Origin of the sequence: Chitinophaga horti, assembly GCF_022867795.2 — a bacterium.
GTDB lineage: Bacteria > Bacteroidota > Bacteroidia > Chitinophagales > Chitinophagaceae > Chitinophaga > Chitinophaga horti.
Genome location: NZ_CP107006.1, coordinates 2,988,573 through 3,011,554 on the forward strand (window position 1 = coordinate 2,988,573; position 22,982 = coordinate 3,011,554).

14 protein-coding genes are annotated in these 22,982 nt (G+C 51.2%); 3 read left to right on the plus strand and 11 right to left on the minus strand.

The window, feature by feature from the left end:
• Nucleotides 1–177: 177 nt before the first annotated feature.
• From MKQ68_RS12035 to MKQ68_RS12060, 6 genes are all read right to left on the minus strand, one after another.
• Complete coding sequence (locus MKQ68_RS12035) at nucleotides 178–1,995, minus strand: glycoside hydrolase family 35 protein (protein ID WP_264283507.1); 1,818 nt, start codon at nucleotides 1,993–1,995, stop codon at nucleotides 178–180.
• A 10-nt stretch (nucleotides 1,996–2,005) separates the two neighbouring features.
• Nucleotides 2,006–3,499: a glycoside hydrolase gene (locus tag MKQ68_RS12040; protein ID WP_264283508.1), complete on the minus strand. Its 1,494-nt coding sequence runs from the start codon at nucleotides 3,497–3,499 to the stop codon at nucleotides 2,006–2,008.
• 61 nt (nucleotides 3,500–3,560) lie between these two features.
• Complete coding sequence (locus tag MKQ68_RS12045; RefSeq protein WP_244844413.1) at nucleotides 3,561–5,261, minus strand: RagB/SusD family nutrient uptake outer membrane protein; 1,701 nt, start codon at nucleotides 5,259–5,261, stop codon at nucleotides 3,561–3,563.
• A gap of 17 nt (nucleotides 5,262–5,278) precedes the next feature.
• Nucleotides 5,279–8,398: a SusC/RagA family TonB-linked outer membrane protein gene (locus MKQ68_RS12050; protein ID WP_264283509.1), complete on the minus strand. Its 3,120-nt coding sequence runs from the start codon at nucleotides 8,396–8,398 to the stop codon at nucleotides 5,279–5,281.
• 193 nt (nucleotides 8,399–8,591) lie between these two features.
• Nucleotides 8,592–12,626, minus strand: a complete 4,035-nt coding sequence (locus tag MKQ68_RS12055) for a hybrid sensor histidine kinase/response regulator transcription factor (RefSeq protein ID WP_264283510.1) — start codon at nucleotides 12,624–12,626, stop codon at nucleotides 8,592–8,594.
• 81 nt (nucleotides 12,627–12,707) lie between these two features.
• Nucleotides 12,708–13,715: a sialidase family protein gene (locus MKQ68_RS12060; RefSeq protein WP_264283511.1), complete on the minus strand. Its 1,008-nt coding sequence runs from the start codon at nucleotides 13,713–13,715 to the stop codon at nucleotides 12,708–12,710.
• Between the two features lie 116 nt (nucleotides 13,716–13,831).
• On the opposite strand from MKQ68_RS12060, the gene MKQ68_RS12065 reads away from it, so the two are divergent.
• From MKQ68_RS12065 to MKQ68_RS12075, 3 genes are all read left to right on the plus strand, one after another.
• The gene (locus MKQ68_RS12065; RefSeq protein ID WP_264283513.1) at nucleotides 13,832–14,308 is read left to right on the plus strand and encodes a DUF3347 domain-containing protein; all 477 of its coding nucleotides are present in this window, start codon (nucleotides 13,832–13,834) and stop codon (nucleotides 14,306–14,308) included.
• A 154-nt stretch (nucleotides 14,309–14,462) separates the two neighbouring features.
• On the plus strand, nucleotides 14,463–14,999 hold the full coding sequence (locus MKQ68_RS12070; RefSeq protein ID WP_264283514.1) for a GNAT family N-acetyltransferase: 537 nt from the start codon (nucleotides 14,463–14,465) through the stop codon (nucleotides 14,997–14,999).
• A 3-nt stretch (nucleotides 15,000–15,002) separates the two neighbouring features.
• On the plus strand, nucleotides 15,003–15,713 hold the full coding sequence (locus MKQ68_RS12075; protein ID WP_264283515.1) for an AAA family ATPase: 711 nt from the start codon (nucleotides 15,003–15,005) through the stop codon (nucleotides 15,711–15,713).
• Nucleotides 15,714–16,144: 431 nt separating this feature from the next.
• Here the strand turns inward: MKQ68_RS12075 and MKQ68_RS12080 are convergent, their stop codons facing one another.
• Genes MKQ68_RS12080 through MKQ68_RS12100 form a run of 5 tightly spaced genes read right to left on the minus strand, consistent with a single transcriptional unit; the run spans nucleotide 16,145 to nucleotide 22,974 of the window.
• Nucleotides 16,145–17,209 (minus strand): alpha/beta hydrolase family protein, encoded by a 1,065-nt coding sequence (locus MKQ68_RS12080; RefSeq protein ID WP_264283516.1) that lies wholly within the window; start codon nucleotides 17,207–17,209, stop codon nucleotides 16,145–16,147.
• The gene (locus MKQ68_RS12085) at nucleotides 17,206–19,185 is read right to left on the minus strand and encodes a redoxin domain-containing protein (protein WP_264283517.1); all 1,980 of its coding nucleotides are present in this window, start codon (nucleotides 19,183–19,185) and stop codon (nucleotides 17,206–17,208) included. The genes MKQ68_RS12080 and MKQ68_RS12085 overlap by 4 nt, the downstream gene beginning before the upstream one ends.
• Nucleotides 19,186–19,217: 32 nt before the next feature.
• Nucleotides 19,218–20,750 (minus strand): PKD-like family lipoprotein, encoded by a 1,533-nt coding sequence (locus tag MKQ68_RS12090; protein ID WP_264283518.1) that lies wholly within the window; start codon nucleotides 20,748–20,750, stop codon nucleotides 19,218–19,220.
• A gap of 27 nt (nucleotides 20,751–20,777) precedes the next feature.
• Entirely contained in the window at nucleotides 20,778–21,536 is a 759-nt protein-coding gene (locus MKQ68_RS12095; RefSeq protein WP_244845470.1) for a DUF4843 domain-containing protein, read from the minus strand.
• Between the two features lie 25 nt (nucleotides 21,537–21,561).
• Nucleotides 21,562–22,974 (minus strand): RagB/SusD family nutrient uptake outer membrane protein, encoded by a 1,413-nt coding sequence (locus tag MKQ68_RS12100; RefSeq protein WP_264283519.1) that lies wholly within the window; start codon nucleotides 22,972–22,974, stop codon nucleotides 21,562–21,564.
• Nucleotides 22,975–22,982: the final 8 nt, after the last annotated feature.

Consider the following 22,982-nt stretch of genomic DNA (forward strand, 5'->3'; position numbering starts at 1 on the left):
TAGGGTGCCGGCGCGTTGGCCGGTGTAATTAAGGGAAGCAAACTTACAACGAAATCGGCGAGGTGGAAAGGGGCAATTGAGACAAAAAGGGAGCGGATGGACACAAAAAAGGGAGAAGTAGAAACTTCTCCCGTCATTTAGCAATAGAATTGTATTAAAGTGAATGGATTGACTAGTTTATCTGCGCTCCGTGAGCACATCGAGGACCGGCGTACTGCGGCTGCGCAACACGTCCTGTTCCGGCTTCAGCAGTTCCAGCACCACAACTTCGTTGGCGCCTTTCTTCAGCCACTCTACCGGCACATAAATAGTTTGCTGCGGACCTATCTCCCAATATCTTCCCAGGTGATGCCCGTTGATCCATACACAGCCTTTACCCCAGGACGACATGTCCAGGTAAGTATCGGCAGGCGCATCAACATTAAACACACCACGTTTGATGGAAGGTGCTCCTTCGGCCGGTTTGTCCGGTATGTTCGCCGGGGCCTGTTCGAAAGGCAGCGGGGCCATTTGCCAGCCGGTAAGTTCGCGGCCGCCAAAGGTCACTTTGCCTACGATGCCTTTGTTATTTTTTAGCAGGTTCGGACCGTAGTTGATGCGACCCAGGTTTTCCACCAGGATGTCCAGCTGCACAGTGCCTGCGGGCAGCGTCAACTCCAAACTATCCAGTTTAAGTCTTCTGTCCAGCACGCCCACCCGTTTGCCGTTCACGAACACCAGTCCGTAGTCGCGCAGTTCTTTGACTGACAGCAGCCCGGATTTGCCGCCCTGCACTTTCGTGCGGTACAGTACAAAACCGTAAGGTTGCTTCAGCGCTTCGAACGTTTGCGGGCGTTGCGCGGTGCGCATAGCGGGCAGCATGGAGAACAGGGAAGCTGACTGTGTAAATTTAATATCGGGTAACGCGGTAGCAGGTTTGGCTGCAGGCACCGCTGTGAGTGTTTGCCCGGGTTGCAGGTGTTTGGCGATTACTTCGCGGAACTGCATGAACTTGGGTGTGGCATTGCCGGCTTCGTCCAGCGGTGCGTCGTAATCATAGCTGCTGGTTTGTGGTTCATAGAAGCTGGTATCGTAACAGTTAGCACCGTTCATATAGGCACGTGTGGTGCCACCATGAAACATGTACATGTTAACCGATAGTCCGTTTGCCAACAGGGTATCCAGCTTTTCTGCATACACATCCGCAGGGGACGTATGATGCTTTTCGCCCCACCAGTCGAACCAGGCCGGGTACCATTCCGCTACATAGAACGGGCCTTTGCCATTGTGATATTTACGTACCAGTGATTTTACACGTTCTGGTTTATCCAGCCCGTTTACCGCAGGCAGAAAGCCCGGCAGGTAGCCAGCTTCCACGTCCTTAGCGGGATCGCAGGTATACAGCAGGCAGTCGAAACCCGCCTGCCGGAACATTTGTTCGTTGATGCGCAGGTATTCTTTATCAGACCCATAAGAACCATATTCATTTTCCACCTGTACCATCAGTACATTGCCACCGTGGTTGACCAGGTAAGGCGATAACTGTTTGCCCACCTGGTTAATATAACGGCGGTAAGCAGCGAGGTATTTAGGCTCTGTGCTTCTTACTTTTAATCCGGGTTGATTCTGCAACCAATAAGGATAACCGCCAAACTCCCACTCCGCGCATACGTACGGACTGGGGCGCAGGATCACCCACATACCTTCTTCTTTTGCGATCTTCACAAACTCGGCAATGTCATGATTGCCTTTAAAATCGTATTGCCCTTCCTGTGGTTCGTGTACGTTCCAGAACACGTAGGTACCGATCGTATTCAGGCCCATCGCTTTTGCCATTTGTATGCGGTGACGCCAGGCCTCACGGGGTACGCGCGGGTAGTGTATTTCGCCAGATATCATCTGGAAGGGTTTACCATCCAGTAAAAAATGTTCGTCACTATAGGCGAACGTATGTTGTTGCTGCGCAAAGCCGGATAACTGCCATAACAGCGCCAGCGCTAATAACCATCCTTTCATCTGCCTGAATCTATTTTTTGTTGTTTATAACGAGGGTTACGATACTCTCGGGAGCTACTTCCAACACACTTCCTACATTAGCTTTGGCGAGTGCAGCGTTGGCGCTGGTGGTGTAAGTAACGGCTGCGTTTGTACCGGTATCAATACGCTTCGCGGTTTTACCCGCATTCACAATCACCACGACTGTCTGACGCGCCTTTTTATTTTTCCATGCGGATACGTACAGGTCTTTTTCCGCACCGGGCAGCTGCACGTCGATTCGCTGCATACCCGGACGAACGAAGCGGCTGTAGTTGCCCATGGCCCATAACATGTTACTGCTCTGTAACCAACCTCCGTCTTTCTTCTTTTCTACGTAGATGAGCCCATCTTTGTAATCGTAGGCCGATATGGCCAGCCACCATTGCCAGGCAGTAGCATTCGCTATGGCGAGATCGGTATGTATGGTGCGGGCTACATAAAGTGCCGCGGTAATACCTGTATCTCTTCGACTGCCATTAATATCACCATCATTGTCACCAAGGATGCAATATTCTGACTGCCAGAAGTCGAGCCCTTTCACAGCAGCTACACCTTCTTTCACACGCTGGCGTAGTGCCACGCCTTTCTCATAAGGCGAAGTACTGAAGTAGCTATGTGCAGCAGCCACCCGGGCCACCTGTGGCAGGTAACTTACGTCATTGGCCGATCCGGGTTTAAGAAGGTCGTTTACCTGGTTACCACGGCCGGGTTTATCATCATCTTCCAGTAAATATTTGATATGCCCTGCTTCAGGCACAATTATTTTCGTGTTGAGGCGCTGTTGCTTTAACTGCGCTGCCAGCTGTTTTACCAGGCTGCTGATCTCCCGGTTGGTATAGGGTGAACCTTCTTGTCCCCCATCGCTCCAATCCCATTGCGGTTCGTTTACCGGGCTAATGAAATCGAAACGGATACCTGTTTTGCGTTGCAAGCCTTTCAGCACATCGGTCGTGTAAGTGGCGAAGGCTTTGAACTGGCTGCTGTCGATATTACAAACACCTTTATCGGCAAAGGCTTTATGATTTTTAGTGAGGGTAACGGGCGGACTATTAAAGAACGCCAGGAAGTAAGGCACACCTCTTTGTTTGGCGGCCGTCAGGAACCATTGCTGGGCCGATTGCCTGTTCCAGTTATAACTGCCGTCTGCTTCAAGAAAAGATTCGGCGCGGCGCCATTCATCGCGGATACCGCTCTCACGGCCCTGTTGCGTGCTGCCGGCACCAAGATTCATACGCCACATCGTAAGACCAATACCTTTCGGTTGCCCGTTGGCGGTAGTATCCAGGCTAAACAACCAGTCGGCCATTTGGTTCCGCTGCGCATCCGGCCAATTGCCGGTAAACTGGCATGCCCAGGCGTCGGAAGCGCCGAAGTTATGTATAACCTGGTAAGTTTTGTGCTCATCGATTGTCAGCTTCAGCGGGGTTTGCGCTTTCAGCAACGTGGGTAACAGGCAGGCTGCCAGTATAAAACGGACCATCATTCAAACAATTTTATAAAGATTTTCACCCGCTGCAATTTGCAGCAGCGGGTGAAATCTAATACTAATAGTCTTTATTCTGCTGTAATTTATTCGAAGAGGCCAGAATTTCCGCACGCGGGATCGGCAGCCAGTAATGTTTAGGCTCAAAGCGGCGACCATCCAGTGCCACTTTCGTCGTGTAGGTAAACGTGCTGCCAGTCCTGTTGATAGTGATACCATTGGCAGGCCTGTTCTCCGTTACATCAGCGATCATCCACCTTCTTACGTCATAGAAACGAAACTCTTCGAACGCGAGTTCTACCCTTCTTTCATAACGTACTGCATCACGCAGCTGCGCCTGACCAATACCTGCAGCGAGAGCCGGCATGTTCACACCGGTACGGGCACGCACCGCATTCAGTGCAGCGCGGGCACTCATGGTAGCACCCGTAGGCACAACATCCGGACCGTAAGCTTCGTTGGCCGCTTCTGCATAGTTCAGCAGCACTTCTGCATAACGCATATAGATCCACGGCTGGAAGCCCGCATTACCCCAAGGGTTCTGCAATGGATAGGCATCGTTCATGAACTTGCGGAGATAGTAACCGGTTTTCGAAGTATTCCAGTTGTCCGGACCATCTTTACTGTCTTTACCACCAGGGGTAAATGTTTCAATCGTTGAGCCACGGTAAGAAGCGCCGTTGTACAACACGGTGTAATAGAAACGTGGGTCTCTGCCTACGTACGGGTTGTTCGCATCGTAACCGGAAGTACCGTCAGTAATCGGGCGACCGTTCGCCATTGCGTAATCATCTACGAGGTTCTGCAAAGGCAGGTTACCGCCCCAGCCACCATAGCTGTTCGGACCATTCGCGATCTCGAGGTGTACGTGGTTGGCGTTTCTTGTATACAGGCGGGCGAAGATGATCTCAGGATTGTTGTCGGCCGAGAGGAACATCTTATCATAACCGCCCTGGTAAATGCTGTACTTGTTCAGGGAAATCACTGCTGCAGCTGCAGTAGCGGCATCGGCCCAGGTGCCGGCGTTGTACAACGGACTGGCCGCATACAGGGCGAGGCGCGCTTTCAGGGCGAGTGCAGCGCCTTTGGTGGCGCGGCCCATCGGCCATGCGGTACTGTTATTTTCAGGCAATAATGCTGCGGCCTGGTCTAATTGAGCAATAGTATAATCCAGGCTTTCTTTCAGCGTAGCGCGGGTGAACAGCGAATCGTTCTGCAGGTTGTCGCTTAGCTCCAGTACTTTGTCGCCCATGAGCACTACCCCGCCGTAGTTACGGATCAGGTCATGGTAACGGAAAGCGCGGATAAATTGCAATTCACCTTTCAGCCACTGGCGGTGTGGTTCGCTGATCGTCAGTTGTGGCAAACCGTTCAGCGCGAAGTTACATTCACGGATGCTGCGGTAGCTACGCGGCCAGATGGTCGCCGCCATACCGAGGTTTTCGGGTGCCAGCAAACCTTTCTGGATCAGCCAGGTATTATCATCGTTGTTGTAGATCGATTCATCTGTGATGGAACTCCATAAACTGTACTCGAAACCACGGCCAAAACCAGGATCGGTACCGTCGCCTTCTTTATCCTGCAAACGTGCGCCGATGTAACGATTGCGTACATACGCCTCGAATACGAGCGAGTCTGACAGCAACACACTTTGTTCAAATTTATCCGTAGGCCTTACGTCGAGCAAATCGCGGTTGCAGGACGTGTAGAGTGCGGAGGTGGCCAGTAAGCAGGCCGAATATATGATGGACTTAATTTGCATTTTTCTTCTTTTTTCGGTTAGAAACTCACGTTAACGCCTACGTTAATGATCTTCTGCTGTGGATAGAACTGGCCGCTGCCATTGTTACCTTCCGGATCAAAATCTTTCACTTTCGTGATGGTGAACAGGTTGAAGGCGTTGGCATAGATGCGGGCAGACTGCATACGGAGCATGGAGATCTTTGAAGCCGGCAGGTTATAACCCAGTTCGATGTTCTTCAAACGCAGGAAGGAAGCGTTCTGCAACCAGAAGGTGCTGGGATACAGGCCACCGTTCACAGAGGAAGAAGCACGGGTATCTACACGCGGATAAGAACCATTCGGGTTGCTTGGGCTCCAGCGGTTATCTGCCCATGAGCTATAGAAGTTACCTACAGTGCCGGATTCTGGCAATACGTACTGGCTTACTTTCGCCTGGCCAGCCACTACGATAGACAAATCAAAATCACCGTAACCGATAGAGGCCGTAGCACCATAAGTGATCAAAGGAATGTTGCCATACTCGCTACGCACCTGGTCATCAGCAGTAATGCTGCCATCACCATTGTAATCTTCGTAAATCAGGTCACCAGGCTGTGCGCCGTTCAGGTGAGGCGTTTTATCGATCTCCTCCTGCGTGCGGTAAATTCCTTTCGAACGGTACAGCAGGTAAGTATTTAAGGGATGACCGGTCTGGCGCTGGTGTGCCAACACACCCGGTGCTTCATCTATAAATTCGATGTTGCTTTTCGCATACGTAAAGTTACCTGCTACGCCATAGTTGAACTTACCGGCGCGTTTGGTGTAACCCAGTGTAGCTTCTATACCGGCGCTGCTCACTTTACCAATATTCTCAGAAGGCACCAGCGGATCGGAACCAAAAGGATTCACGATACCAGATACAAATGGAATAGAGGCGTTACGTGTAGCCAGGATATCGGAACGCTGTTGCTTAAACCAGATGAACTCGAAGTTAATACCGTTGAATAGGGCACCTTCGATCGCCAGGTCCGTTTTACGTGCCTGCTCCCAGGTGATCTGGCTGTTAGCAAGTTTAGTAAGATCCAGTCCTGGTACGATAACGAGGCCGTTGCTGGAGTTTACTACGAATTGATTTTTGAGTGCGTAGTTATTGAAGTATTGGAACAGGCCTACGTTATCGTTACCCAGCACACCAAAAGAGGCGCGCAGTTTCAGGTCCTGGATGAACGAAGCGTTCTGCATAAAGCTTTCCTTGGAAATTCTCCAACCCACTGCCGCAGATGGAAAATACCCGTATCGGTTGCCATCTGCAAACGTAGAGGAACCATCGATACGCATCTGCACTTCCGCCAGGTATCTTTCGTCGTAGTCATAAGCCACCTTACCGAAGAAGCTTCTGCGGGTAAAGTTGTAGCTGCTGCCGCTGTTGTTGATATCAGTAGCGGCCGAACCACCCTGTGACAGTTCCGGCGTTAAAATACTGAGGAAGTTGATACGTGATGCCGCAAAGTTCTCCCGGTTGATTTTGCTCTGCTCATAACCGAACAAGCTGTTGATGTGATGCACTCCGAAATCGCGCTGGTAGTTCAGTTTGATGTTGTAAGTGGACTGCGTCATGTTCTGCTGGTTCTGGTTCAGCTGCGCCGCGTTGTTATTACCGCCTACGATACGGGCATCGTAGTTGCCGGTGTTCTTGTTATAAGTATATAACAGGTAAGGCTTGGAGAATGCTTTAGAGAAAGACCATGATTTGTCGAATGCGGCAAAACCGTCGATAGACAAGCCTTTCACGGCCGAAATATTGTAAGCGCCTTTCAGGATACCGTTAAACACCTGCGTAGGATTAACGTTCGTGCCACCAATGTCGGTCGCCATCATGATCGGGTTGCTGCCTTCGATACCGTTGGAGGGCAGGCCATTCGGGTAGCGCGCCACCAGTGTAGGATACGCCCGGTATATCGAACGGAAGATATCACCAGCACCGGCGGTCGGGAACTTACGGTCTTCCTGGCGGCCGGAAAGGTACAGGCTCACCTTAAAGTCTTTCGTTACGTTCGCATCGATGTTAGAGCGGAAGTTGTATTGTTTGTATTTGGTAGCAGCATCGCGGTACAGGCCGTCCTGGGTAAGCATACCGGCAGACATGTAATAGCGTACATTTTCCGTACCACCTGCGATAGACACGTTCGCCTGGTTTTGCAACGCTGTTTTCTTCAGCGTTTCTTCTGTCCAGTCGGTGTTCGGATAATTGATCGGATCACTGCCGTCGCGGAACTTCTGGATTTCCTCCTCCGTATACTGCTGGTTCATGCCACCGGCCTTATTATTATAATAGGCAATTTCGTTGGCGATAGTGGCATACGTTGGCGCGTCTGCCATTTTCGGTAAACGGGTGGGAGAAGAAAAGCCCTGGTTAAAGCTCGCGTTGATCACCGGCTTGCCGGATTTACCGCGTTTGGTGGTCACTAGGATCACCCCGTTCGCTGCACGGCTACCGTAAATCGCGGCAGATGCATCTTTCAGTACCGAAATGCTTTCGATATCGTTCGGGTTCAGCCTTTCCAGGCCGCCCACTTGTCCGGGCACCCCGTCCACCACAATTAATACATCATTATTGCCGGTAGTGGCCAAACCACGGATGGTAAAAGAAGAACCGTCATACCCCGGCTCACCGCCACGGTTGTTAATCACGATACCGGAGAAACGACCTGCGAGGGAGTTAGACACGTTGGCTGCCGGGCTCTTTACAAGGTCGGCACCTTTTACCTGTGAGATAGAACCTGTCACCGTGGCCTTACGCTGCGCGTTATAGCCCACTACTACTACCTCTCCCAGTTTGGCGTCTTCTGTTTCCAGCACAACGTCCATATTAGCGGAGGCAGGTAATTCTTTTGTTACAAAGCCGAGGTACGTAAATACCAAAGTGGCATTCGCCGGCACATTCAGGGTAAACTTACCCGTTTCATTGGTCGTAGTACCGCTGGTGGCACCCTTTACCCCTACAGATACGCCAGGTAACGGCCCTTCTGCCGAACGCACCGTACCGGATACGGATTGCTGGGCAAATGCCGGCAAACATCCTAAGATCAATAAGGGGAGAAAAAGAAGCCGGCGAAATGTCATGCGGCTGAGAATGGCAGCCGACGCATGGCGGACTGGTTGTAATTTTTTCATCATTACACGCGGAATTTGTTTAGTTATACTATTGCACGTTACTGCTGGTTCACTTACAGCAGTGGTTTAGTTCGGTGGCTAAGGTAGCACCGGGAGGGGGGATAAAATGGTGGGCCAGCTATCAAAAAATAGGGGGTAAATTGACTATACCCCTGTTTACCACCTATCACTTAATATTGATAATGAACTACTTAAACTATTTTTCCCCTTCGGGGCGTAAAAGGTTCAGATCGAGATTAAAGGATTGGCGGTACTTTTTAATATAGGCAGATGGCGTGATGCCGAAAAGTTTAACGAACTGTTCGCGGAAGTACCTGGCGTCGGCAATACCTACCTGGAAGGCCGCCTGGTTCACATTCATATTTTCCCGCAGCATTAACACCGCCGCCCTCCGTATCCTGATCGACCGGATGAAGGCATTGGGCGACTGGGCGGATACATGTTTAATTTTTGCATATACGCTGGAACGACTCATGCCCATCTCTTTACAGAACTTCTGTATAGTGAAGTCCTCCGTTTCGAGATTGGCCTCCACAACCTGGATGGCCTGCTGCAAAAATTCCTGGTAGGCAGCCGGCACCTTCACGGTGGATTGTTGCAACGTAATGCTATCGAAGAAAAACTGTTGTACGAGGTTCCGGTTTTTTAGTATCGTTTCTACCCGGGCGAGCAGCAGCTGACTGTCGAAAGGCTTGGTCATATAATCGTCGGCGCCCCCTTCTACCCCTTCGAGCCGGCTGTCGGAGGACGAAGCGGCCGTGAGCAGGATCACAGGGATATGGCCGAGTACCGGCGACGCTTTTACCTGGCGGCATAACTGCACGCCGTCCAGGCCCTCCATATTTACATCGCTTACGATCAGGTCGGGCAGCTGGCTGCTGGCAGTCTGGAATCCCTCCAGTCCGTCGGCGGCCGTCATTACGTGGTATTTATCGCTGAACAGTCGTTGCAGGTACTCACGTATCTCGCGGTCGTCATCGATCACCAGCACCGATTTGCGGTCGGTCACGATCTCCGACGCAACGCGGCCATCCTCCGGGAGGTCGGGTGCCGTCACGGGTGCGGGTGCGTCTTCGGCCAACTCCTGCAACAGCGTGCCGGATTGCGGGGCGTGCACTTCTGCAATCACCTCACCCGCCAGGCGGGGCAACACGATCGTGAAATCGGCCCCTTTGCCCGGCAAACTACGAAGCAGCACGCGGCCCTGGTGACTTTCCACGAAGTGTTTTACCAGGTACAGCCCTATTCCAAAGCCTGTCTTTTGGGTAGATGCACTGCCTGTACGGCTAAACTTAGCGAACACCGACGACTGGTCGGCCTCGGCGATGCCGCAACCGGTATCGCTTACGCGGATGCTGATATGTTCACTCCCCTCCTCTTCCAGCACCAGGCTGATGGCCCCACCGTCCGGCGTGAACTTAAATGCGTTGGACAGCAAATTGAACAAGGCGATCTCTATCTTCTCATAATCCGCCTGCACCGGCACTTCCCGCCCCGGGGAACGGAACTGGTAATCGATCTTACGGGCGGCTGCCTGCTGTATAAAACATTGGTACACCTCGTCGCACAGACCTATAATATTAAACCGCGACACCTTTAATCCGTCGGCCCCCGAATCGGCCTGGCGGAAGAGCAGCAGCTGATCGACCAGGCTTAATAAGCGCCGCGCGTTACGGTATGCGACCGTCAGATCGAGGTCGGGCGCTTTATCCAGGCGGCTGCGCAGCGGGTTAATAATCAGGGACAGCGGCGTTCGGAACTCGTGGGAAATATTGGTAAAAAAGGACAGCTTTCGCTCTGCATGTTCCTTTTCCTTCTGGTTTTCGAGGTGTGCCAGGCGAATTTCGTATTTGAGACGCTCTTGCCTGCGGGTATATTTCACGTAGGCATAAATGCTTCCGAAGATCAGGGCGAGGTAAATCGTGTAGGCCCACCAGCTGCGGTACCAGGGCGGCAGCACGGTTACACGGAGTAACACCGTGTCGGCCGACCAGCCCTTTCCGGGTTGCGATACCTTTACCTTAAACAGGTAATTGCCCTCCTGCAGGCGCGCATAACTGGCCGTGCGGCTTTCTTCCAGGTAATTCCAGCCCTTGTCCCAGCCTTCCAGCAGGCAGGCGTAGCGGATCTTATCGGCACCCGAGTAGTCGAGGGCCACAAAGTCCAGTGACAATACGGCCTGGTTAAAAGGCAGCGTGATATGTTTCACACTTTCGCGGTTACGCTCCGTAATGTATTCAGGATACGCTTCAATGGGACGGTCGCCAACTTTAATATGATTAAGAAATAACGGTGGATGCGTTTCTTCGGAGAATACACTATCCGGGTTAAAGATGTTAAAGCCGTTAATACCACCAAACACAAAACGGCCGGAGCTGAGGGCACAGGCGGCGTTGAAGCTGAATTGGTTGCTTTGCAGACCATCTTCCTGCGAATAATGGTCTACCATTTTGGTCACCGGGTTAAAACGCGCCAGCCCGTTGTAGGTACTGAGCCACAGGTTGCCCTGGCGATCTTCCAGCATCCTTAACACCGTGTTACTGGGCAAGCCGTCCGCAGTGGTGTATTGTTTATATTTACCTGTAGACCGGTCGAACAGCAGCAGCCCGGCGCCCTGGGTGCCCAGCCAAAACTCGCCTTTACGGGTTTCATGAATGGCGCGTACGGGCTGATTGATGGAATAGAACTGGTGTTGTTTCTTTCCGCGGTCGATGCGGATAAGGGCGTTGTAATTGCCGCCCCACAGCACGCCTTTACTGTCTTCGGCAATGCTTTGCAGGTTCATGATAGCTGCGTCGAACAGCTCGAACTTATTTTGAACCGGGTTGTAGCGGTACAGGCAGCCTTCGTTGGTGGCGCCTGCCCAAATCGTTTTGCGGTGGTCCTGGTAAACGGTCCACGTATTGTTTTCTTCGCGGCCGGTGTTCGGATTGAACAGGGTATAACGTTCGAACTGTTTGTTATGATGTTTCAGGCGGCTGATCCCGCCAAACCAGGTAGAGATCCAGATATCGCCCTGGTCGTCTTTTACCAGGTTGGTGATGAAGTTGCTGGAGAGGGCACTGGTATTTTTTGGATCGTAACGATACTCGGTGTACGTATTGTCATCCATGTTCCAGTTGCGCAATCCGGCACCGTCGGTACCGATGTACAGGCTATTGCCATCCTGGCAAAAAGAAAGAATAAAGTTCTCTACGATCCTGCCGGTTTTGCCTTCGTACCGCACCCATTCAAACGGGATAGGCCGGGGTTCGATGATATTGAGCCCGCCCCTTAAAGTACCTATCCACATGCGATCGTCGCGGTCTGCGTAAACGGCGTATACGGCATTGCTGTTAATTGGTCCGGTAGCGCCTTCGCCACGAAAGGCAATGGCCTGTTTCGCACCTGGCGCCAGCTTGTAAGCTCCGGCGCCATCGCAGCCTATCCACAGTACATTTTTTCTATCGAAACACAAACCTATCACCGGGCTTTTCACTGGCATAAAATCGTGCGTCACCACGTTACGTGCGGGATCATATAGTGCCAGGTCAGCCTCCGTACCGATCCATAAGTTCCCTGCGGGATCGGCCTTCATGCAGTTGGCGCGGCGGATATTATTGGAGGCGAGTGTGAGACGGTGGGTGGCTGCATCGTAGGTATAGAGGCCATAGTTTTGTACGAACACCCATATCTTATTTCGCTGCCTGTCGTACTCAATAGCATGTACATGATAACTGCCTTCGCCGCCGGGCAACGCGATCTGCCTGCCCTTGCCATCTTTACCAAACACTACTAAGCCGCTGCGCTGCGAGCCTGCTAACAGTAGATTGTCATTAATCGTCTTAAGTGCGGATATCTCACCAAATAAAGGTTGTTGTTTGACTTTCAGCGATTGAAATACAGGCATGGAAAAATGACCTGTACGCGGATCAAATACATTCAGCCCGTTTTGTGTGCCCACCCAGGTACGGCGCATGCTATCACCTTCGAGGCAATACACATTATTGGTGGATAAGGAAGTACTGTCGCCGATTACATTACGATAAATACGGAAGTTGTAGCCATCATAGCGGTTAAGTCCATCGTAAGTGCCTATCCACATAAACCCATGCGCATCCTGGTAAATAGTGGTAATGGCGTTATTGGACAAACCCTGCTGAATGCCCAAATAACGAACGGGAAGCTCGCCTGCCACGGACAGCATCACATAAACAAAGAATAACGTGGCGGTAAGAACAATTTTACGCATTACAGGTATTTGTCTGTACAAAATCAAACTCTCGCCGAAAAATTAGGACTTTTTGAGGGATTGAACAAAAACGAGTGAACGCTACCGTGCCTTCAGCACCACGTAACGAATGTTTTTGCGATCGTAAGTATAGGTGATATGCACCTTTCCATCCTTCGTTTGTATTACTGCCGGATAACTAAATTCACCCTTCGACTGATTTTCCAGCACCGCTACATCCTGCCACTCGTTGCCATTTTGCGACACCGCTACGCGTAGTTTTGTACGCCCTTCACTCCATTCTTTACCGGGAATGTCGGGGTTATACACGATGAGCTGCCAGCCGTTTTTAAGCGTAACGGCATCCGTACCCGAATTGGGATTGAGTAAAGAGGTGGGTGTAACGGCGCTCCAGGTAAGACCGGCATCGTTTGACCATGATTGCATCACCTTCCCTTGTTTACTGCGGCACAGCAGTTGCAGGCGGCCGTCGGCGTATTGTAGTATACTGGGTTGAATGATGTCATATTTGCCGGCCGTATCTACCGGGATGGACGTCCAGCTATTGCCGCCGTCTGTTGAACGTTCGATATAAGCACGCCATGCCTGGCTGGTTTCTTTGCTTGTCGGGCTTAATATCACGCCATTAGCCAGTTGCACCGGTTTGTTTTTGATAGGCCCGAGCAGCCCGTCCGCAAAGCGTTTCGGGGCAGACCAGGACTTGCCATTATCTGCGGATGTGATCTCCATACCCCACCAACCCATTGGATTTGGACCTACTTTATAATAGAGATGTAACAGGTTACTTTGATCCTTGAACAGCACCGGGTTCCAGCAGGGATAAGTGCTGTCGGCTGCGACCACTTTGGGGGCAGACCACTTGCCTTTTGCCGAAGTGCTAAGCCATATTTTCACGTCCTTATTGCCTTCGTGACTACCCGCGAACCAGGCAGCCATTAACAAGCCAGGCCTATATTCCACGATAGTAGATGCATGACATTGTGCAAAAGGCACTTTGTCGAACAACATTCCGGCGGAAAGCTGTTTCCAGGAAGTTTGCCCGAAGCCTGCCAGCGGAATAACGAGTAATAGCAAAAGCAATTTCTTCATCCCGGCAAGATAAGCAAAATGCAGCGCGCTGCAACAGATCCGATGATCGGGCCAACAGTCGGACAACTGATTTTTCCGTACCTTCGGGCGGCAATTTAAAATCAAACCGAATCGATATGAGAAGTGTGCTGCTGTTATTGGCATTTATTCCGTTTACAACATTGTCGGCCCAGCAAAAAAGCCTTTCCGGGGCCTACCTGACCGTTAAAGACAACCTGGTGGCCAACGACTCTGTGTCCACTAAAAAGTCTGCCACCGCGCTGGTAGAAGCTATTGGCAACATGAAAATGAAAGGCGTGGCGAAAGATTCTGCCAAAGTATTTGCGGCTGCGAAAGCTAAGATGCTCGACTTTGCTACAAAAATGAGCGCTACCCAGAATGTGAACCGCCAGCGGGAATTTTTCTCCGGCCTGTCACAATCCTTCTGGAAAGTAGCCAGCCTGGCGGCTATGCCAGCCGACTTGTACTACCAGCGTTGCCCGATGACCGGCGTAACCTGGGTAAGTAACGAAAAAGCGATCAAGAATCCTTATTATCCGAAAAACATGCTCACCTGCGGGGAAGTGATCGGGGAAAAAGGTGCGACCTTATAAAGATGCGACGCCGGGCCAGTTGCCCGGCGTTGTTGTTTGCAGGCATTTACAACGAACACAGATTTAGCGCAGCTTACTTGCAGATGTGTTACTTCCGCTAATTCGATCACCTGTAAGCAGCTCACATCCCGTAATTTTATATAAAACATCAGCGATGCCCCCATTTTCCATACAGACACCCTTAGAAAACGACAAAGCACTATTACTGCCATTACAGGATAGCGATTTCGAAGCCCTTTACGCAGTAGCCTCTGACCCGGCAGTGTGGGCGCAACATCCTAACAAAGATCGCTGGCAGCGGGAAGTATTCGCCAACTTCTTCGATGGCGCTATGAAGAGCGGCGGTGCCTTCAGGATCATTGATAAAGCCACCGGAGAAGTAGCCGGTAGCAGTCGTTTTTACGATTACGACGAGGCTGAGAACACCATCCTGATCGGTTATACCTTCTATGGTACGCGCTTCTGGGGCAAAGGACTTAATCCTTCTGTCAAGAAACTCATGCTCGACTATATTTTCCAGTTCGTGGATAAGGTACAGTTCCATATCGGTTCGCATAACCTCCGGTCACAGATCGCTATTACGCGCCTGGGCGCAGAGAAAGTGGGTGAGCTGGAAGTGGCCTACTACGGGGAACCCTCCAAGCTCAATTTCGTGTACGAATTGCGTAACTTTGCCGCGCATAAGGCATAAAAGATGAATGTAACCAACCTTACCATCCGGGACCAGGAGAAGATTTCGCTGGACGATATACAGTTCAGTCGTGAGAACAGGGAGATCCTGGACCAGGTGCTTCGCGAACACCGGCATGTAGCGGAATTGAAGAAATACAACCTCCCGGTAGATAATAAGATACTATTGCACGGCCACTCCGGCTGCGGCAAAACCACCACCGCCAAGGCAATTGCCACCGCCCTCGGCAAGAACATTGTGATCGTTAACCTTAGCACCCTGGTATCGTCAAGATTAGGTGAAACCGCGCAGAACATGCAGCTGGTCTTCGAAAAGGCGATGCGTGAAAAATCGGTATTATTCCTCGACGAATTTGACCACATCGGCAAGATGCGCGTCACCGACGATAAAGACTCCGGCGAAATCCGCCGCCTGGTGAACTCTCTCATCCAACAAATCGACTATCTCCCCGCAGATACTTTACTTATCGCCGCCACTAACTATCCTGAACTGATCGACGGCGCGTTGCTACGTCGTTTCCAGTTAAAACTGAAGTACGAGATGCCTGGCGTTACGGAGCTGGATGCCTATTACGATAAACGACTGGCTGTATTTCCCGCCCATCTGACGAATATAGAGCGGCAGTATGGTATTTCTTATGCGGAAGCGAGGGACTATGTGAATACGGCGATGAAGGCGAGGATTATCGAGGAATTGGAGAATGGGGAGATGTAGAAGATCGCGGAGACTGATGCGGAGGTTTGCTTCCCTGCGGTCGCAATGACGGGATGGGACTGATACGGAGGTTTGCTTCCCTGCGGTCGCAATGACGGGATTGGACTGATACGGATGTTTGCTTCCCTGCGGTCGCAATGACGGGATGGGACAATCGGATGGGACTGATGCGGAGGTTTGCTTCCCTGTGGTGGCAATGACGGGATGGGACAAGCGGATGGGACTGGTGCGGAGGTTTGCTTCCCTGCGGTCGCAATGACGATACGGAGAGAGGCATTTCTTAAAACGTCATTGCGAATGAAATGAAGCAAACTTCGTGTGTAGTCTTCGCGTGAAGACTGGTGCGGAAGTTTACTTTCCTTCGGTCGCAATGACGAATTTTAATTGCTTCCTCAGCGTTTGCAAACATATGATGACGGGGACGAAAAAAACTACAAAAATCGCTTCAGCCAATTACGCATCTCCCCCCACGCTTCCGGCGCAAACGTTTCTTTCAGGCTTGCACTTTCTTCGCGGGTGCACGTCACGCAATGCTGAAACAGGTGATTGAGGCCTGGCATCACTTTCACCGTGGCCTGTTTGCCGCCGTACTTACGAACGGTTTCCAGGTTCTCTTTATACGGCACCATCACATCTTTATCACCATTCAGTGCCAGGATGGGTACTTTTATCTTCTTTAATAGCGGCACCGGATCGTAGCGCAGGTGGTATTGGTACCATGCGCCGGTGGCCTGGTTTACGTAGGAGTAAATCGGGAAACGCATGTGATCGTGTTCGCCCGGTTTGTCTTTAGCGAAGGCACTGTCGTCTGCATGCTTCCAGGCGTTATAGGTGGCGTTCAGCTTTTCGGCCAGCTGCGGTGTATAGGCATAGCGGTAGGCTGTGTCGTACATCCGCAAGTTGATGTCTTTATGGCGCGCCTTATCGTAATCAGGTATCTTGGCGGCTTCGATCAGACCGATGTTTTGCAGGCGTAATGCCTGTAACCCACTTGTCGCCAGTCCGGCCAGGGTAACGATGAAATCTACCTCCTTTGACTTGGCTGCGGCGATGAAAGCAGCGGCGCCGCCTTCGCTGTGGCCTATCAACCCAACTTTATCTACGCCCTTCTGTTGTTTCAGGTAAGCAATGGCAGCCAGGGCATCATCTGCAAAGTCGCCGGTAGTGGCGGTTTCGTATACACCGTTGGTTTGTCCAGTACCGCGATCGTCTACCCGTAGAACAGCGAAACCTAAGCGGGACAAAGAATCAGCCAGTACAGCGAACATCGGGTGGCCGGCCATTGTACCGTTGCGGTCTTGTTTGCCGGAGCCGGATACCAGCACCACACCGGGGAATGATTTTTTCCCCTGTGGCAACGTGAGCGTGGCGCCAAAGCGGATGCTGTCGCGCGTAAAGAACACAGCGTCGCAGCGGGAAGAAAGTACCTGGCTAAACGCGCCAGGTACCAGGGTATATAAACACAAAAACACGAGAATACAAGGTTTCATCATCATCCTTCCTTCTTTAATAATTCAATTACGTAGCTGATTTCGTCTGCCAGCGCGCTCGGGCTGCCCATATAACCATTGGAAGCCCAGCGGATCTGGCCTTTACCATCAATAATGATCTTGGCGGGAATGCCGGAGAACTTAAGCGTCTTGGCGTATTTGCTGTACGTATCGTCCAGGCGGCCGTTGGTATTTTTACCGTCGTACAGAACGTTTAGGTTGTAATTATTTTCCTTCAGGAACGCCTTGATCTGTTCTTTATAGTCAGGCTTCGTTTCCTGTGTAGCGATGAAGTAGAAGTTTACATTTTTGTCGTTCGCGTACTTGTTCACTGCCATCTGCATGCCTGGTAATGCTGCTTTACAAGGGCCGCACCAGGTTGCCCAGAAGTCGATCACGATGATATTACCTTTCTGTTTGGCAAGATCCGCGTAACCGCCTTTCAGTTGCTCCAGTTTGAACATCGGCGCTTCTTTACGCAGCATTTGCTCGCGCAGGTGAGCCTGTTGTTCGGACAATGTTTCTGCACTCTTAAGGCTGTTGAAATAAGCATCAAAGCCTTTGTCGCTCTTATTCTTCTTAACATACTCCTTTTTCAGCAGATCGATGATTTCAGGCGTTGCTTTGTTCATGGCTACGGCGTTCTCCACCAGCTGCATCGCTTCGTTGTGGCGACCGTTGCTTTCGAGCAGGGTTGCGTAAAGACCCATAAATTCTGCACTGTTGGCACGTTTAAAGTCTTTTACCTTTTCCATCCACACCAGTGCGGTTTTATCGTCGCCCTTGCGATGCAGGTATGAAGCGTGCCCCAGGTAGGCAGGTAATGCATATTCCAGCACATGCTGTTCCCATTGCGATTCGCTCAGGTATTTGCTCGCCAGTCCTCTTTTATTCTTACTTAACTTTTCGATTTCCTCCACCAGCATTTTTGAGTACGGGAAGATGAAATCAAGCGTTACTTCACCATGACTTTCAGCGCCCATCACCAGCAGGCGATGAAACTCCGTAAGTGCGTTCAATGGCGCAACCGGGGCCATCTCGTACAGGATGTTGTAGTTCTTTTTGCCCACTTGTTCGTAGACTGCCGCGCGGAAGGCTTTGTCGTACCACAGGCGATCTTCCTCGCTATCTACGTACTGGAATTTCTCGTAAGGAAATTTAGCGATAAAAGCCTTCCACTGCGTGATCGTTTTTTGACCAGCCGGCGCCATATAAAAAGCCCTTAATGCTTTATCGCGGGCAACAACGCCGTCGGGAAATTTCGATATGATCACCTTATCCACAGAATCTGCCTTGGCGCGGTTGCCAGCCAGTTCGCGATAGGCGCTGCTTACAGCGCGCAGTTCATCTTCCGTAACGTCGGGCAGGGTGCCGATATAGTTCGCTTCTCTCACCAGGATTGTATCCATCTTAGCCGGATCAAATGCTTTTAAAATCTTCATCGTAGGCAGGAAGATGGTGCGACGGCTCATCGGGAAATTACGCAGCTCCTGGTTCATCCAGAAACGACCTACTTCGTTGGTGATAACCGCGCTATCGCTTGTAATGGGCGGCATTTCACGTCTTAACGCTTCGGTACGCAACATACCCCAGGCGGCGTAAGAAGTAGGCATCTGCTGGCCTTGTTTGTTGGATAACAGGTAGGCATACGTTGGCCTGCCACCCTTATCCGTCTTGCCATTAGCGCTGAAGTTGTTCACCATCAGCACAGCGTCTGCAGGTACCAGGAAGCGGCTGACCCAGCCACTGTCGGTCATACGCATGGTAATATCGCGCGCTTCCCAATCATTGTTACGATAGTAGTATACTACGCCTGTAACCGGCGCGAGGCCTTTCAGGATGGTGGATTCCGGGTTATAAAACACAGTCACGGAATCTCCGGCTACCGGATGGTCCGGGTATACTGCGTAGGGCTTCTGGGCGACTGCCAGGCCCGTTGAGAGGGCCAGCAGTCCCGAGAAGGCAATGCCTTTCATGTTCATCTGGTGTATATTTTTAGGTTTCCTTTTGTAGATTAATAAGCGCCGGAGCCACGATTTTTAGCGGTGATATCATACACCTGTCCGTAGCCGGTAGATACGTTTTTAGCCGGGAGGGTCACATCGCCGCTCACGCCGTTGAGCGCAAATTCGTATACACGGCCCTGTGTACCGTCCCAGGTGGCAATGTATAACAGGCGGCCTTCGGCAGTAGTTACACTAAAGTTGGGACGAGGCTTGTATATCTTCATGCAGGTAATAGTTTCGCCGGCAGGCAAGCCATCAAACACCACTTTCGAGGTATTGGCGCCGAAATAATCATAAGCATACACTTTACGATCGGTCGCGTAGAAGTCCACATATCCCAGCTCGCTCGCCTGGAAATATTTCGCAGCAGCGATTTCGGGCAGATTAGTCATGTTGTAAGCTGCCACCGCCATATTGCCATCATCTGCTTTATTGAAATTGCATACGTACAGCCAGTAACCAACGCCGGTGCGATCTTTAAAGAACGCATGCGTATTGCCGGAAAAGCCACGGTCCATGTACAGCATATCCTTTCCGATATTGCGCAAGTCGAACGGTGCCACGCCTGTTGGTGCTTTAAAGTCGATCATGCTGCCTGCGACAGAAGCCGGGTGAATAAACTTGCCGAACTTTTTATCGTACACCGCCGCCAGCAAGCTGGAAGACGTAGCATGCGTGAAATAAGGCGCCAGGTCGTAATCACCTGGAACGGCACCGCTAAACACGGCATCCAGCTCATAAGTTGAGTTGTACATATGTAACTTACCACCGTTAATGAGCGCACCGTAACCGCTGTTCAGGTACATGAACGCCTCGGGAGCCAGCACTGTTTCCGGACGACGGAAGTAGCGCAGATCTTCACGCAGCAGGGAGAAGTCCTGCCCTTTCATGCGCGAAATGTGTCGGTTACTGCCCACTACGATCCAGTTAGGTTCGTTGGTATTGCTGACCCTTCTTTCCTGCGCCACGAAGCGGGGAATGCCGGCCAGTTTTGCACCGGTAGCACCGGCGTACAGGCCACGCAGCCTGCGCGGAACCACACCGCTTACAGGCACCGCATCTGCCGTAATCAGAAAATCTACATCGGAAGAATCGTTGTTACCATGCAACACCATCACCCCATATTCCAATCCCACGGATACGGTAACCGGGAAGATTACGTTCGCTTTCAAACCATTTACGCTGTCCGTAACGATCAGTTCCAGGCGGTATTCTCCTACGCGTTCGATCACCGGAGACGCCAGGTGCAGCGACTGCGACATTACACGTGGTGGTTCTGTGGGAGGCGTACTGCCGGTTACGTGCGGATAAATGATCCAGCGGTAAGTCAGCGCTGCTGTGTCGCCACCCGCATAGTTGATACGCGGATTGATGTCCATCACACCATAACGTTCGATGAACCTTGCGCCACCGATGCCCGCTGTATCGATCGCGGGAATATTTACCGTGGTGTAATCGTAATTGCCCTTGTCTTTTTTACAGGCATTCAGGGCGAGGGCCGCCGCAAATGCCGGAATAATATAGCTTAACTTAAGTTTCATGTTTACTGCTTAAAAGTGAAGGAAAACCTACAGCGGGAATGTTACCAGCTGCCCACGTTCATCCGTTAAATCCGGATCATTGGCGTTGTTGTAAGCCTTAAGCGCCTGTTTCAGCACGGCGTTCAGGTCGAGCATGCCGGCATTGGTATACTCTCCTTCTTTCGGTGGTATCCTTCCGCTTTGCTGTAAAGGGAAATTATCTTTACCGGTAACGGAGATGATAAAACGCCATTTCGCTGCGCTGTAGGTACCGAAGTAGTACGACAAACCGATCAGCGCATCCCAGTTCGCGGGCTTCACCACGTTATCGCTCCAGGTAAGGGTAATGGAACTATCCTCCCCTACTCCCTGTTTAAAATCCGCCGTAGCAGCCACACCCAGGTTGAGGGTCACCGAGGTGTCCTTAATATCTTCCGTACGATGCAGCACCACCGGAATATAACCGATCACCGTGCCAGCTGGTACAATACCGTCTATGAAATCGTAATGTTTACCTTCAGCGGCGGTTGTTCCGGTAGCAATGGCACGGCCTCTCACGATACGGTCGCGGGAAGCGGTATCGCCCATCACTTTTACTTTTACGAGAAAAGTATCGCGGGTAATACCCAGCGGCAGGGTTACGAAAGAGAAGGATTTAAAAGTGATACGGGTTTGGGTAAGGTCAGTAGCACGTTCGAAGAAGTATACGCGCGGCTCGTCCTTATACGCCGCGATGTCTTTTTCGCAGGCTGCTGCCAGCAGCGTAAACGCGAACAGTAAAACGATCTTTATATGTTGCAGTTTCATTTTTCTTCTTTTTAAGTTGACAGGATTACTTGCCGTTTCCATATTCCACTTCACTGTCGGGCAGCGGCAGAACGTAAATCGTATTGTTCGCATTCACCGCACCGATCTGCGGAAGGTTCAGCCGCTTGTAGTAGTAAAACAGCTGTCCTTCCAGGTAAAGATCTTTGCGGTATTCCTTGAAGATTTCGTTCTGGAGCTGGGCTTCGGTTAAACCGGCAGACAAATCCGCGGTGATGTTGCGCGCTCTTCTCACAATGTTCAGGTATTCGACAGCCGCAGCAGGATCAGTCGTTTTTAAACACTCGGCAGCGATGTAATACATTTCGGATACGCGAATGATGGGCAGTTTACGCAGATAAGCTGCACTGGTGCCGGCCGACTGCTGCAGTTTGGTGCTCAAACGCAGCAGTGAGGAAGAGTCCTGCAGTTCGGTGATACGAACGTACCGGTAGTCGTTGGTACCTTCGTACACTTCCTTAAACTCATTGTCGCTGTTTTTCGTGAGCAGGCTGTTACCACCCGGTGTAAAGTAATTGGTTGTAATAGCCGCCATATCCGCCTTGAAGAAGGTGAATACCAGCTCCTGGGTAAATACATTGTTACCACTACGCATTTCCGGCTCGGGCGTAAATGTAAACACGCCTGATCCGATCACTTCACGGGCTGCGGCCAGTGCATTCACTTTATCGCCTGCGTAGAGGTATACACGTGCCTGCAAAGCTTTTACGGCGTAGTAGTTTACTTTGTAATAGCGCTCGCGCAGATAGGTGGATGTGGGGGCCACGCTGCCTGTCACAATTGGATCAGCTGTTTTAAGCGCAGCCGCAGCGATCGTCAGGTCGGCCTGTATACGGGTAAGTACTTCCGCCACGGTTAAGCGGGGCAATGCATCCACCGTCAACACATCCATATAAGGAATAGCCTTCGTTGCGCCACCACCCGGTGCCGCCGGGGACGGACCAAACAGCCGCAGCAGGTCGAAGTGCATGAACGCTCTCAATGCATGTGCTTCCCCGTTGATGATCGCGTAGTTAGAGTCGCGGAACATGCGGCGGTTGACGGTTGCGAGGTTCGCGATCAGGTTGTTATCGTTTGCCAGTGTTTTATACATGGCTTTATAGATGCCATCTGTTTTCCTGCGCACGCTATCGTTCGTGTAGCGGTAAAAAGAAGCGTCATAGTATTCATGAAAAGTACTTACGAAACGGGTGTGTTGCTGTCCGAGTACGTCCAGCAGGCCGTAGGAAAGCTCTTTACCGTACAGAGCGTCTACACTCATGTTGAGATATACGCCGGTGAGCGCATCCATGAAGCCCTGCTCGTCGTCGAACGCAACATCTGCGTCGATCTGTGTTTTCGGCTTTACATCCAGGAAGTCTTTGCAGGAGGCCAGCATCACTACCGGTAAAGCCCATATCAATATGCGATTAAATCTCATTGTGTTTG